The organism is Paenibacillus sp. Soil724D2, assembly GCF_001427935.1.
Classification (GTDB): Bacteria; Bacillota; Bacilli; order Paenibacillales; family NBRC-103111; genus Paenibacillus_E.
Genome location: NZ_LMRY01000034.1, coordinates 64,853 through 77,336, shown reverse-complemented (window position 1 = coordinate 77,336; position 12,484 = coordinate 64,853). Strand labels below are relative to the sequence as shown.

Here is a 12,484-nt window from a genome sequence, read left to right as displayed (position 1 = left end):
ATAATGTTTTCTTAGGCAGGTGGAAGAAATGGAAGTAGTCCGAATATCGCCCAGAGGCTATTGTTATGGCGTTGTAGATGCTATGGCACTTGCTATGCAAACTGCTAAAAACTTAAATCTTCCCAGACCTATTTATATATTAGGCATGATTGTTCATAATGCGCATGTCACTGATTTCTTCAAAGAAGAAGGTGTCATCACATTAGATGGCGAGAACCGGCTTGAAATATTAGAACAAATCGAAACAGGGACGGTCATTTTCACTGCTCACGGGGTATCTCCTGAGGTAAGGCGCCGAGCCAGAGACAAGGGCTTAACTGTTGTGGATGCAACCTGCCCAGATGTAACGAAGACACACGATTTAATTCGAGAAAAAGTAGCCGACGGCTATGAAGTTATCTATATCGGGAAGAAAGCTCATCCTGAGCCGGAAGGCGCAGTAGGTGTAGCTCCGGATCAAGTTCACCTCATCGAGAAGCTTGAAGAAGCTGACCAACTAAACATTAAAGCCAAACGTATTATTATTACGAACCAAACAACAATGAGCCAATGGGACATTAAGCATATTATGAATCGTTTACTTGAACTATTCCCAAAAGCTGAGATTCATAATGAGATCTGTCTAGCCACGCAGGTTAGACAAGAAGCGGTTGCTGAACAAGCGAAGGAAGTCGATTTAGTTATCGTAGTTGGAGATCCGAAAAGTAATAATTCGAACCGCTTAGCGCAAGTTTCAGAGGAAATTGCAGGAGTTAGAGCGTATAGAATATCGGATATCACGGAGCTTAATCGCACGTGGTTAACCAATGTACGCAAGGTCGGTGTTACATCTGGTGCTTCAACACCTACACCTATAACCAAAGAGGTCATTTCCTACTTGGAAGGCTATGATGCGAAAGATGAAACCAGTTGGGGAATTACACGTACTATTAATATGAAGAAGCTCATTCCGGCTGTTAAATCCAAAGCAGCTAGTAGTGAGTGATCCTTATTTATTCCACAGGGCGGGATTGAGACCAGCATGCAAAGCACTCAGAAGGTGAAAATGATGAAAGTGAAGGCTCGCTACGATTGGAAAAGCACGAAGCGCTGGTTTAAATATAAATATTTACTTCTATTACGTGCCAAAGGCGGTCCTTCCAAAGTAGCACGCGGGTTTTCCATTGGATTGTTTGTAGAGATGTTTACTTTACCTACAGCTGGTTTTGCATTCGTTCTTATCTTTCCGTTGGTTTATTTATTAAGAGCTAATTTACCTGGAGCGTTAATTGGTTTTGTGTTTGGAAAAGTGATTTATATTCCATTCTCGATACTCAATAAGCAAGTGGGGGATTGGTTGGTACCGAAACACTTTAAGATTTATCTGATACATCATTTACCGCACATGCTTTCTAATATTATTAGAGGTGGTTTGGATTTGATTGTAGGCGGTATGGTGGTTGGGTTGATACTTGGGGTTATTGCCTACTTCCCAGTGGTGCTCTTACTTAAATACCATACGAATCGTCGCAAAGAAAAACGTAGAATCCGTAAAGATCAACTAGCCCCTTCGAATACAAAAGAATAGCAAATAATTTAACGCTTGACGAAAACTCGTCGAGCGTTGTATATTTACTTTAGCGGTTAAAAGCGTAGAAGCGAACAAGCGTTGAAGTATACAAGTGTTCCAACCCATATAATAAGGAGCGTGTTGAAGATGATCGCCATTACATCCAACAAAACGTCAGATGAGCGTATTCAGGAAATTGTACAATTCATAGAAAAGCAAGGTGTTCAAGCACACGTCTCCAAAGGTGAGGATCGCACAGTAATCGGAATTATCGGTCAAGCAGATCCTAAATTAGCAGAACAGCTGCGTCAAATGTCAGGAGTTGAGCAAGTCGTGAAAATTTCCAAATCCTATAAATTAGCAAGTCGTGACTTTCATCCGGCTGATACGGTTATCAAAATTAAAGGTGTTGAAATCGGTGGGGAGCAGCTTGTTGTTATGGGTGGCCCTTGTGCCGTGGAAACTCCAGAGCAAATCGATGAGATTGCACGTTTAGTGAAAGCAGCGGGAGGTCAAGTTCTCCGCGGTGGCGCATTTAAACCAAGAACAGGTCCTTACAGCTTCCAAGGTGTTGGCGTTGAAGGCTTAATCATGATGGCTGAAGCGGGTAAGAAGCATGGTCTTCTTACAATTACAGAAGTTATGACACCTGAGTATGTTGATGTATGTGCACAATACGCGGATATCCTGCAAGTAGGTACACGCAATATGCAAAACTTTGACTTGCTCCGCAAGCTGGGAACCATTCAAACGCCAGTATTACTCAAACGTGGTTTTAGCTCAACATATGATGAATTCTTGAATGCTGCTGAATACATTCTTGCTGGCGGTAACCCGAATGTTATGCTTTGTGAACGCGGAATCCGAACATTCGAAACGTACACGCGGAATACACTGGATTTATCGGCAATTCCGGTTCTTAAACAATTGAGCCATCTTCCGGTAATCTCTGATCCGAGTCACGGTACTGGCCGTAGAGAGCTTGTTGTTCCTATGACAAAGGCATCCGTAGCGGCAGGAGCAGATGGTTTGATCATCGAAATGCATACAGATCCAGACAATTCAATGACTGGTGATGGTGTTCAATCCTTGTTCCCTGATCAATTCGCTAATTTGCTTGTTGATCTTGAGAAACTTGCTCCGCTGCTTGGTAAAAAGTTTGATACACATAAAGAAGTTATCTTGGCGTAATGGGAATAGTTCTAAGATGACTGGTTTCCTCGAGAGAGGAAGCCAGTTTTCCTATTTCTGGATATGGGACAAATATGTGAAATTGTGTGAGCATAGCTTACACATCAATAAAAAATACCTGACATAAGTATTGACTGTGTAAGCTTAATCGCTATATAATATGTGCAAGATAACAAGCAAAAGTTGAACATTAATCATGTAAAGTACGTTGAATGTACGGAAATGGGAGGGTTTTTTAAATGTCAGTTCAAAACGTGTTGAACCTTATCAAGGAAAAAAACATCGAGTGGGTAGATTTTCGTTTCGTAGGTCTTTCCGGTAAAGCACAGCATATTTCTTTGCCTGCTACTGAAGTAGATGAAGAAACATTCGTAAACGGAGTAGCTTTTGACGGTTCATCCATCCCAGGATTCCGTGGTATTGAACAATCTGACATGGTAATGATGCCAGATACAGAGACTGCATACGTAGATCCTTTCACAGCTCATCCAACTTTGATTATCATGAGCAACATCCACACACCTGAAGGCGAGCGTTATGATCGCGATCCACGCAGCATCGCTCAAAAAGCAGAAGAGTATCTGCAAACAACTGGTGTAGGTACAACAGCATTCTTCGCACCTGAGTCCGAATTCTTCATTTTTGATGATGTTCGTTTCGAAAATGGCATGAATAAGTCTTACTTCGAAGTTGACTCCGAAGAAGCAGGCTGGAACACAGGCCGTAAAGAAGAAGGCGGAAACCTTGGTTATAAAGTTCCAGTTAAAGGCGGTTACGTTCCGGTAGCTCCAATGGATTCCCAACAAGACATTCGTTCCGAAATGTGCAACAAGCTTGCTGATGCAGGTCTTCGTATTGAGCGTCACCATCACGAAGTGGCTACAGCTGGTCAAGCTGAAATTAACTTCCGTTTTGACACATTGACTAAAACAGCAGATAACCTGCTCAAATACAAATATATCGTTGCTAACACGGCTAGAGAATATGGTAAAGTTGCTACTTTCATGCCTAAACCACTGTTTGGTGACAATGGTAGCGGTATGCACGTACACATGTCCATCTTCAATGAAGGCGAGCCTTTGTTCTATGAAAAAGGAGCATATGCAAACCTGAGTGAAATGGCAATCAACTATATCGGTGGTATTCTTTACCACGCACCAGCATTGATCGCTTTGACAAACCCAAGTACTAACTCCTTTAAACGTCTGGTTCCTGGTTACGAAGCTCCGGTTAACCTTGTATTCTCCAAAGGTAACCGTTCTGCAGCAGTTCGTATTCCAATCGCAGCTGTGACACCTAAAGGTTGTCGTATCGAATTCCGTACACCGGATAGCACGGCTAACCCATACCTAGCTTTCGCAGCAATGCTGATGGCAGGTCTTGACGGTATCAAAAAGAAAATCGATCCACGTGCTCTTGGTTACGGTCCTTTCGATACAAACATCTATGAAATGTCCGATGCTGAGAAAGCTGAGATCCGCAGCGTTCCTGGTACATTAGATGAAGCGTTGGATGCTCTTGCAGCTGATTCCGACTTCTTGATCGAAGGCGGCGTGTTCACACAAGATTTCATCGATAATTATATCGAATTGAAACGTGGCGAAGCGAAAGCTGTAGCAATCCGTATTCACCCGCACGAGTACAACCTGTACTTCGATTGCTAATTCCTTAGCACTTATACATGAATAACATACGAGCTGCTTCTTTCATAGTTTTCTATGGAGGAAGCAGCTTTTTTGTTTATCGATATTAAAACTCTTTTGATAATCATTATAATTAGTACTGTTATTTGATGGAAATTGAGGTATAATGAATGCATGAATCAGATGTGGAAGGAAGATCATTATGAAAATTACTATGATAGCAGGAAGTAATCAGAGATCAGCGACAAGTACAAGACTTGCTGAATATATCAAGCATCTAGCGACCTTAGAGGGCCACGAGGTGACGTTGATTGACTTGTATCGAACACCGCTCCCTTTCTATACACCAGATGATGCAAACGAGGGGCATGAAGCTCTAGAAAAATTAAAAGAAGCCATGCTTGAAGCAGAGGGGATCGTACTGGCAACACCGGAATATCATAGTGGAATTTCCGGCGTTTTGAAAAATGCGCTTGATCATTTAGGACAAGATCATTTCAATAACAAGGTCGTCTTATCTGTTAGTTCAGCAGGCGGGGCAGTTGCTGTAAGCTCTCTGACGCAGATGCAAACCATTGTACGTAATCTGCATGGTATTAACTGCCCAGATTGGCTATCTATTGGAGGCGATCAGCGGAAGAGCTTCCAAACGAGTGTAACCTATCAAGATATCCATCCAGATGTTGAAAAACGTGTTCGTCGTGTTGTTGGTTCATTCCTCGATTTAACCAAACAGTTAGCTGCAAAAGTATAGTAATCCGAATAAAACAAACCAAGGACAGTTGTCTTGGTTTGTTTTTATTTCCACACACTTTTGACACATTTCTGTGGTACAGTTTGGAAAATAGGGCGAGGGGGGAGATCATGGGAGCACCATGGACTAACAAGGAAGTCGTTCATTTATTACATCGAGCCGGATTTGGTTCCACTGGGGAAGAAGTTACTGCATGTATTTCACTTGGACGTGAGGAAACGGTGCGACGGCTAATTACCGGAGAATCATTGATCGATCAAGCGCCATCGCTGACCCCATTTGATCAATTAACCGCTGATGGTAAGAAATCATTAGATCCGCTGCAATTAGCCGATCAACAAATGTACTGGTTATATCGAATGGTTTATTCTAGTGCTCCGCTCATTGAGAAGATGACGTTGTTCTGGCATGGCCATTTTGCAACGGCGAACTACAAGGTTAACGATGTCACGCTAATGGTTCAGCAAAATACACTGTTTCGCAAACATGCATTAGGAAATTTTAAAGAACTCGTACTTGCAATTGGCAAAGATCCTGCCATGATGATCTGGCTAGATGTGAATCGGAATAAAAAAGGTAAACCGAATGAGAATTATGCCCGCGAAGCCATGGAGCTATTCACGCTAGGTATCGGTCACTATACAGAGACGGATGTGAAGGAAGCAGCGCGCGCTTTCACGGGATGGACCTATGATAAAAAGGGTAATAAAGTAGATTTTAATCCCAAACAACACGACAATGATTCGAAAACGCTGCTTGAAGAAACAGGAAAGTTGGATTCGGATGATGTAATTGATATTATTTTTCATCAAAAAACGCTGCCGATCTTTCTTGCTACAAAGCTGCTCAAATATTTTGCTACGGACAGTCCCTCCGAAAGTTGGATTCAAAAAGTTGCCGAACATATATCTGCTAAGGCTACTGTGGGGGAAGTGCTGCAGGAGCTATTCCTATCCGACGAATTTTATGAGGAGAAATTGCGGTTATCTCTCATCAAAACACCGGCAGACTATGTTGCAGGTATTCTCAAATGCTGTAAGCTAACTGTTTCTAAAGGGCATGCACAAGCAATGAGGAGGATGGGACAGGAGCTATATTCTCCGCCGGATGTTGCGGGTTGGAGAGGAGGCGCCTCATGGCTGAACACAAACTCCCTATTATCAAGGTACCAGTTTGCCGAGTCCATCGCCAAGCAGCTTAACGGCAAGGTGCTCTCATCGACAGAGTATACACCTGAACAACAGGACCGTCCGGAAGAATGGGTGAAATTGTGGAGTCAGCGTATAGGAATCACTGATTTATCGGATAAGACTTTACAGGGGTTAAGCGCATACGCAAATGATACCCTTATACATACAAAGCAAAAAAATGCAGGTTTGAGAGGCTTGCTTCAATTAGTACTGATTAGCCCAGAAGCTCAAATGAAATAGCAAGGGGTGAGAAAAGTGAAATTATCGAGAAGGGATTTTCTGTTAAAAGGAACAGCCATGTTTGCGACTTTAGGCCTAGGCGGGGCTTTATTTACGGAAACGGGAAAATCGATTTTTGCAGGCGGTTTTGATGATGGTGTGGATGAACCTGTGCTTATTGTTGTTCAGTTAAGTGGCGGGAATGATGGCATTAATACGCTAATTCCTTATGGGCAAGGGATATACTATGATGCGCGGCCAACGCTGGCTTACCAGCAGAAGGATGTTCTTCCGTTAGATAATCAAGTAGGCTTGCATCCGAGTTTAGTTGGTCTCGCTGCACTTTATAAACTTGGGAAAATGGCAGTCGTCCAAGGAGTTGGATATCCAGGACCCGATCACTCTCACTTCCGCTCTATGGAAATTTGGCAGACGGCCGAGCCAGCGAAGATGAGTCGGAGCGGTTGGCTTGCACGCTATGCAGAGTCTTCTTTGCGAGATAGCAGCAATCCGCTCAAAGCTATACAGATTGGCGCAGGCGGCAAGGCTTTTGCTTCGGAGAAAATGAGCTTTCCCGTGATCCAATCTCTAGAAACGTATCATCTGATTGATCCGAAAACTGCGATGATGGACAAAAATCGGATCACCAAAGCATTCTTGGAGATGTATGGTGAACAGAATCAGAGGGAACAGCTTCGTGTCGTATCTGGGCGCGGCTATGATGCCTTCAAGAGTGTTGAAGCGATTCAAGCTTTAACGGCTACCTATGCGAATAAAGTGGAGTACCCGAAAACTAATTTTGCAAGGGATCTCCAATTAGTATCCAAGCTGCTGGCCGGCAAATCGGGCACAAGAATATTCCATGTACAGATTGGCGGTTTCGATGATCATGCGGATGAGAAAGTACAGCATGCCAAAGTGCTGACTCAAGTCGACGAGGGTCTGACAGCATTCTATAAAGACTTGGAAGCGCAAGGCTTGCAGGACCGTGTTGTGGTGATGATGTTTTCGGAGTTTGGGCGAAGGGTGAAAGAGAACGGTAGCGGCGGAACAGATCATGGAACGGCAGCTCCGATGTTTGTGATTGGAGGCAAGGTGAATGGCGGCCTTTATGGCGCGTACCCGAGCCTGAGTAATTTGGACAATGGCGATTTGAAGTATGAGGTCGATTTCCGGTCCGTTTACAGCACGCTTATTGATAAATGGTTAAAAGGTGATACGACCGCTGTGCTAGGCAAGTCCTATGAGTCTTTAAAGTTTTTATAATGAAAGCCGGGGTCCTGTGCCTCGGCTTTTGGTTTTTGGTCGTTCATGGTAACCTATTGAAAAGACAAAAAAATCGTCGTGCCAGTGGAGGTGTCATAACGTTGAGCATAGAGCCTATTTCGGATCATCTGCAGGAGCATTTAAGGATACTTTTTGTGGGGTATAACCCTAGTATACGATCCGGAGAGACGGGTCATCATTATGCGAATCCGAATAATCGCTTTTATCGGATTCTATTTCAAGCGGGATTAACACCTCGGTTGTATGTACCTCAAGAGGATGGGGATTTGCTGAAACTAGGGTATGGATTTACGAATATTGTGGCTCGCCCTTCTTTAACGGCTGCAGAAATTACGCCTGAGGAATACCGAGAAGGTCGACTTATTTTGAAACAAAAGATTCAGGCCTTCCGACCTCGTGTTGCCTGTTTTGTAGGAAAAGGGGTATATGAACAGTATAGCGGCCGCAGGGGGATGAGTTGGGGGAGTCAACAGGATCCGGTGGTTGAAGGTGTGATCGACTATGTATGTCCCTCTTCTAGCGGGCTTGTTCGGATGAAGCTGGAGGAGATGGTTGATATTTATAGCGGCATCAAGAAATATATCGAACGGAGTTGAGGAACGGATGAATATTCCATGGTTGGAGTGGGCTAAAGAGATTCAGGCTATTAGTCAAGCAGGGCTAACCTACGGAGAGAATGGCTATGATTTGGAGCGGTACGAGGCGCTGCGCAAGATCAGCGTGGAGATGATGAGTTATTTCTCAGAGACACCGATCGATAAGGTGACGGCTTTATTCGCGAGCGACACGGGGTATCAGACGCCGAAAGTGGATATTCGGGCCGTCGTCTTGAGAGAGAACAAGCTGCTGCTTGTGAAGGAAAGAGCGGACGGTGCTTGGGCTTTGCCTGGAGGCTGGGCGGACATCGGCCTGACACCATCGGAGGTCGCCGTCAAAGAGACCCGCGAGGAGGCCGGCTATGAGGTCAAGCCGGTGCGATTGCTGGCGGTCTTCGACAAGAAGCGCCACGCGCACCCACCCTCGGCTAACCACGTGTACAAGATGTTCATCTTGTGCGAGCTTGTAGGCGGGGAAGCGCTTGAAGCCGGTCTGGAAACGACCGGCGCTCAGTTCTTCGGCGAGAGCGAGCTGCCGCCGCTTTCGGTGGAGCGAAACACCGCTGAGCAGCTGATGCGGATGTTCGAGCTAGCCCGCGACCATACAGCGCAGACGCTGCTCGATTAGCCAAGCGCGTAAAGACTTTACCGCTTAAGTACGGGTTTCAATTGTGCGATGATTTCCTCCATTTGCTTCGAGCATTGTTCGTACATCTCTTTGGCAGCTTTATTATTCGTAGTAAGCCCAAACAGCATCAGGTCGCTTTCGCACTTTTTTAATGTAGCAAAGAGGGATGCCTTCTCCTGTGGCACAGGTACCATGATCTTGTCGTCAAATAGATCCACATATAATTGTCCGTAAGAATCGACTTGACCTAGAAATACATTTTCAATCGTCACACCCAATTTATCTAATTCGGTTTTCAGCCATCCCCGGCTAAAACCGATGGTGGCTAATGATTCATCCAAGATTTCACCATCCATGATAACCGCTTGGGGTTCCTCTTCGGGCGCAACTTTGATGCCCAAATGTTTGGCAGTCAAAGGTTGGTTTTTTCGAGCTAGTAGGACATTTATATCACCGCTTGGTTCCATGATCGCAAATTCAACATCAGCCATTTTAAATGCCGATCTCTTTCTTAATTGCTCCATAAGTTCATCGGTGGTGAGGCGTTCTTTCTTTAAATTATCTTCCAAAATTTTACCGTCTCGAATGAGCACGGTTCCTTTACCATCAATAAAATCCCGCATTTTTTTACTTTTTAACTGCATAAATTCAATTCCTAAAGAACATGCGACCCAAGCGATTAAGGATACCAAACCTAAATACCAATTATCCTCTAATGAGATGTAAGCCGCGAGATTACCAATTGTAATTCCCGTTATGTATTCGAACAAGGAAAGTTGAGATACTTGTCTTTTACCCAACAACTTTGTCATTATGAAAAGCACGACAACCGCCAATAAGGTACGTAAAAAAATTTCAATCCAATCGGACACACCGGTTCCTCCTCTTTTATTAAATCTAATCCAATCGGTTCAATTGTTTGTAGATTTCTTGAAAGTTATACAAAAACAAGATATAAATCCCAGTGCGGAAATTATGTGGAATGTATTAAGTAGATTGTTCCTCAAATGGGAACACGGCTAGCGGCTCGTACGACGGTTGGCGGCCCAAGTGGCTGCGGTAGAGGACGATGTCCTCTACCTGCCACACGGGCCAGCCGCCGGCAGGCGCTCCTACCGCTGCTAGGGCGGAGCGCTTGAAAGGCCCCGCCGCTGCGCGGAAGCGGCGGGCTAGTGTAAGGTGCGGCCGATAGGCGCGAGCCTCGGCCGGGAAGCCGTGGCGGGCGCAGACGCCCGCGACCTCGCGCTGCAGCGCAGCCAGCGCGTCTAGGTCGCCGGCGAGGCCCGCCCAGAGGATCGACGGCGCCGCCGGAGGTCCGAACACGCCGAGTCCCTCGGCGTGCAGGGTCAGCGGCAGCGCAGCTGCAGCAAGCTGGCGCAGGTCGGCCKCTAGCGCTTCGGCTGTCTCGGCGGATGCGTCGCCGAGGAAGCTTAACGTGACGTGGACATCCTGCGGATGTGTCCACTTTTGGAAAGGCAGCACCTTTTGGATGCTGTCTTTCCATATGTCGAGCTCCCGCTGGACGTCTTGCGGGAGCTTAATGCCTACGAACAGCCGATACATCTCGGAGGCGTTTGTGGCTCTTTGTGCGTTTGTGGAACTTTGTGTATTTGTTGAACTTGGGGCGTTCGTTGAACTTGGTTTGTTCGTGGAACTTGAGTTGTTTATGGAACTTGAGTTGTTTATGGAACTTGAGGCATTCGTTGAACTTGTAGCATTCGCGGAACTTGAGGTGTTGGAGTTTTCAGAATTCGCAGTGTTTGTATAACTTTCTCCTATTTTATCAAGCAATGTCATAAGTAAATTAGGCTCCTTTAGTATCCAAATCTGTTTTCTTCTTCGTACTTCTCCTAGCATTGCCAACTGAGGTTTTACTTGATGCATGAAGAGAATATTGCTATCATAGCGATAATACAAAAAAGCAAAGGTGTGGTCATTCATGGGAAATAGGGCTTATAACTTTAACGCGGGGCCTGCGGCATTACCTCTCGAGGTACTGCAGAAAGCACAAGAGGAGCTTGTCGAATTTAAAGGCATCGGTATGTCCATTATGGAAATATCTCACCGCAGCGCGGAGTTCGAGCAAGTACATAATGAAACTCAGCAATTGTTGAAACAAATTTTTAGCATCCCTGATGGGTACCAAGTGCAGTTTCTGCAAGGTGGTGCGAGTACACAATTCGCTATGATTCCGCTTAATTTTCTAAAGCCAGGTAAAGTTGGCAGCTATGTGCTTACAGGTGCATGGGCGGAGAAAGCTATTCAGGAAGCAAGCTTGTTCGGAGAAGTTGCCATCGCGGCAAGCTCGAAAGAACAGAAATTTATGAAAATTCCCGACTTGAGTGAAATCAATATTCATCCGGATTCCTCTTATCTGCATCTGACTTCGAATGAAACAATTGAAGGCGCTCAGTTCCAAAGCTTCCCGGATACAGGGAATGTGCCGTTAATTGGGGACATGTCCAGTGATATCTTGAGCCGTCCTGTTGATGTTTCGAAATTCGGCATGATTTATGCAGGAGCGCAAAAGAATCTAGGTCCTTCTGGTGTAACTGTGGTTATTGTAAAGGAAGATTTATTACAGGATCTGCCTAAAAAGATTCCAACTATGCTTCGCTACGAAATTCATAGCAAAAACAATTCCCTATACAATACACCACCGGTTTATTCCATTTATATGATGAACCTAGTATTGAAATGGATTCAGGAACAAGGTGGACTAGCTGTCATCCAGAAAAACAACCTTGAGAAATCAGGTTTAATTTATAACGCAATCGACCAAAGCGGTGGTTTCTACCGCGGTCCTGTTGATGCGGGCAGTCGTTCCGCAATGAATATCACGTTCCGTTTGCAGGATGAAGAGTTAGAGAAGAAGTTCATCAAGGAAACCGAGCAGAACGGATTTGTTGGGTTGAAGGGTCATCGCAGTGTAGGCGGTTTGAGAGCATCTACGTATAATGCTGTTCCTTATGCATCCTGCAAAGCGCTTGCTGAGTTCATGAGTGATTTCCAAAAACGTAACGGTTAAGAAATAAGATTAAGCTATTCACGGCACCCTCGTGTGCGTGTGAATAGCTTTTTTTGTTTCAGGATAGGAATGTTGCATCATCGCTATGGACGACCTTAGACGGACTCTGGGGCGGTTTGGCGAGCCTGTATTTGGGACGGGATGGATCTATATCTAGTGAGCTTAAAGCCCTAATCTTGCTTTCGACAATTTCGAAAATTTCAAGTCGAAATTGAAAAAATATTTTCAAAGCCTTCCGAGCCACGTCCTGTCTAGGTTTACGTATTTTGATAGTCAAAATGATCCTTTTTACTCGTTGACAAACACAATATATTGATATAAATTTGAATCTATCAACTAGATATCGTGAAAAAAGCGAAACACACAACTGCTAGAATTTGTGAAAAAATAGAATCAAAT

13 protein-coding genes are annotated in these 12,484 nt (G+C 44.7%); 11 read left to right on the top strand and 2 right to left on the bottom strand.

Annotated features, from left to right (window positions below):
- Nucleotides 1-28 precede the first annotated feature (28 nt).
- From ASG85_RS24565 to ASG85_RS24525, 9 genes are all read left to right on the top strand, one after another.
- Nucleotides 29-985, top strand: a complete 957-nt coding sequence (locus ASG85_RS24565) for a 4-hydroxy-3-methylbut-2-enyl diphosphate reductase (protein WP_060648007.1) — start codon at nt 29-31, stop codon at nt 983-985.
- Nucleotides 986-1,045: 60 nt separating this feature from the next.
- Nucleotides 1,046-1,567 (top strand): DUF2062 domain-containing protein, encoded by a 522-nt coding sequence (locus tag ASG85_RS24560; protein ID WP_321166603.1) that lies wholly within the window; start codon nt 1,046-1,048, stop codon nt 1,565-1,567.
- 129 nt (nt 1,568-1,696) lie between these two features.
- Entirely contained in the window at nt 1,697-2,740 is a 1,044-nt protein-coding gene (gene aroF / locus ASG85_RS24555; RefSeq protein ID WP_057304848.1) for a 3-deoxy-7-phosphoheptulonate synthase, read from the top strand.
- A 239-nt stretch (nt 2,741-2,979) separates the two neighbouring features.
- Complete coding sequence (gene glnA / locus ASG85_RS24550) at nt 2,980-4,404, top strand: type I glutamate--ammonia ligase (RefSeq protein WP_057304849.1); 1,425 nt, start codon at nt 2,980-2,982, stop codon at nt 4,402-4,404.
- A 181-nt stretch (nt 4,405-4,585) separates the two neighbouring features.
- Nucleotides 4,586-5,137, top strand: a complete 552-nt coding sequence (locus tag ASG85_RS24545; protein ID WP_060648006.1) for an NADPH-dependent FMN reductase — start codon at nt 4,586-4,588, stop codon at nt 5,135-5,137.
- A 110-nt stretch (nt 5,138-5,247) separates the two neighbouring features.
- The gene (locus ASG85_RS24540; RefSeq protein ID WP_060648005.1) at nt 5,248-6,567 is read left to right on the top strand and encodes a DUF1800 domain-containing protein; all 1,320 of its coding nucleotides are present in this window, start codon (nt 5,248-5,250) and stop codon (nt 6,565-6,567) included.
- Nucleotides 6,568-6,582: 15 nt separating this feature from the next.
- On the top strand, nt 6,583-7,812 hold the full coding sequence (locus ASG85_RS24535) for a DUF1501 domain-containing protein (RefSeq protein WP_060648004.1): 1,230 nt from the start codon (nt 6,583-6,585) through the stop codon (nt 7,810-7,812).
- 107 nt (nt 7,813-7,919) lie between these two features.
- Entirely contained in the window at nt 7,920-8,429 is a 510-nt protein-coding gene (locus tag ASG85_RS24530; RefSeq protein WP_060648102.1) for a mismatch-specific DNA-glycosylase, read from the top strand.
- 7 nt (nt 8,430-8,436) lie between these two features.
- Nucleotides 8,437-9,057 (top strand): NUDIX hydrolase, encoded by a 621-nt coding sequence (locus ASG85_RS24525; protein ID WP_060648003.1) that lies wholly within the window; start codon nt 8,437-8,439, stop codon nt 9,055-9,057.
- Nucleotides 9,058-9,074: 17 nt separating this feature from the next.
- On the opposite strand, the gene ASG85_RS24520 is transcribed toward ASG85_RS24525, so the two are convergent.
- Both ASG85_RS24520 and thpR read right to left on the bottom strand, forming a co-directional pair.
- Nucleotides 9,075-9,929: a DUF421 domain-containing protein gene (locus ASG85_RS24520; protein ID WP_060648002.1), complete on the bottom strand. Its 855-nt coding sequence runs from the start codon at nt 9,927-9,929 to the stop codon at nt 9,075-9,077.
- Nucleotides 9,930-10,044: 115 nt separating this feature from the next.
- Complete coding sequence (gene thpR, locus ASG85_RS39390) at nt 10,045-10,620, bottom strand: RNA 2',3'-cyclic phosphodiesterase (protein WP_060648001.1); 576 nt, start codon at nt 10,618-10,620, stop codon at nt 10,045-10,047.
- Here thpR and ASG85_RS39385 point away from each other — a divergent pair.
- Nucleotides 10,598-10,825, top strand: coding sequence for a hypothetical protein (locus ASG85_RS39385; protein ID WP_235550213.1), 228 nt, complete (start codon nt 10,598-10,600; stop codon nt 10,823-10,825). The two genes, thpR and ASG85_RS39385, sit on opposite strands and share 23 nt — an antisense overlap.
- Before the next feature lie 171 nt (nt 10,826-10,996).
- Nucleotides 10,997-12,085 carry a 3-phosphoserine/phosphohydroxythreonine transaminase gene (gene serC, locus ASG85_RS24505; RefSeq protein ID WP_060647999.1) on the top strand — a complete coding sequence of 363 codons (1,089 nt, stop codon included), beginning with the start codon at nt 10,997-10,999 and terminating at the stop codon, nt 12,083-12,085.
- Nucleotides 12,086-12,484: the final 399 nt, after the last annotated feature.

What these genes read in the sequence shown, in the direction of transcription:
- ASG85_RS24565 (WP_060648007.1), top strand. Translation starts at nt 29, where the DNA reads ATGGAAGTAGTCCGAATATCGCCCAGAGGCTATTGTTATGGCGTTGTA.
- ASG85_RS24560 (WP_321166603.1), top strand. Translation starts at nt 1,046, where the DNA reads ATGATGAAAGTGAAGGCTCGCTACGATTGGAAAAGCACGAAGCGCTGG.
- aroF (WP_057304848.1), top strand. Translation starts at nt 1,697, where the DNA reads ATGATCGCCATTACATCCAACAAAACGTCAGATGAGCGTATTCAGGAA.
- glnA (WP_057304849.1), top strand. Translation starts at nt 2,980, where the DNA reads ATGTCAGTTCAAAACGTGTTGAACCTTATCAAGGAAAAAAACATCGAG.
- ASG85_RS24545 (WP_060648006.1), top strand. Translation starts at nt 4,586, where the DNA reads ATGAAAATTACTATGATAGCAGGAAGTAATCAGAGATCAGCGACAAGT.
- ASG85_RS24540 (WP_060648005.1), top strand. Translation starts at nt 5,248, where the DNA reads ATGGGAGCACCATGGACTAACAAGGAAGTCGTTCATTTATTACATCGA.
- ASG85_RS24525 (WP_060648003.1), top strand. Translation starts at nt 8,437, where the DNA reads ATGAATATTCCATGGTTGGAGTGGGCTAAAGAGATTCAGGCTATTAGT.
- ASG85_RS39385 (WP_235550213.1), top strand. Translation starts at nt 10,598, where the DNA reads ATGCCTACGAACAGCCGATACATCTCGGAGGCGTTTGTGGCTCTTTGT.
- serC (WP_060647999.1), top strand. Translation starts at nt 10,997, where the DNA reads ATGGGAAATAGGGCTTATAACTTTAACGCGGGGCCTGCGGCATTACCT.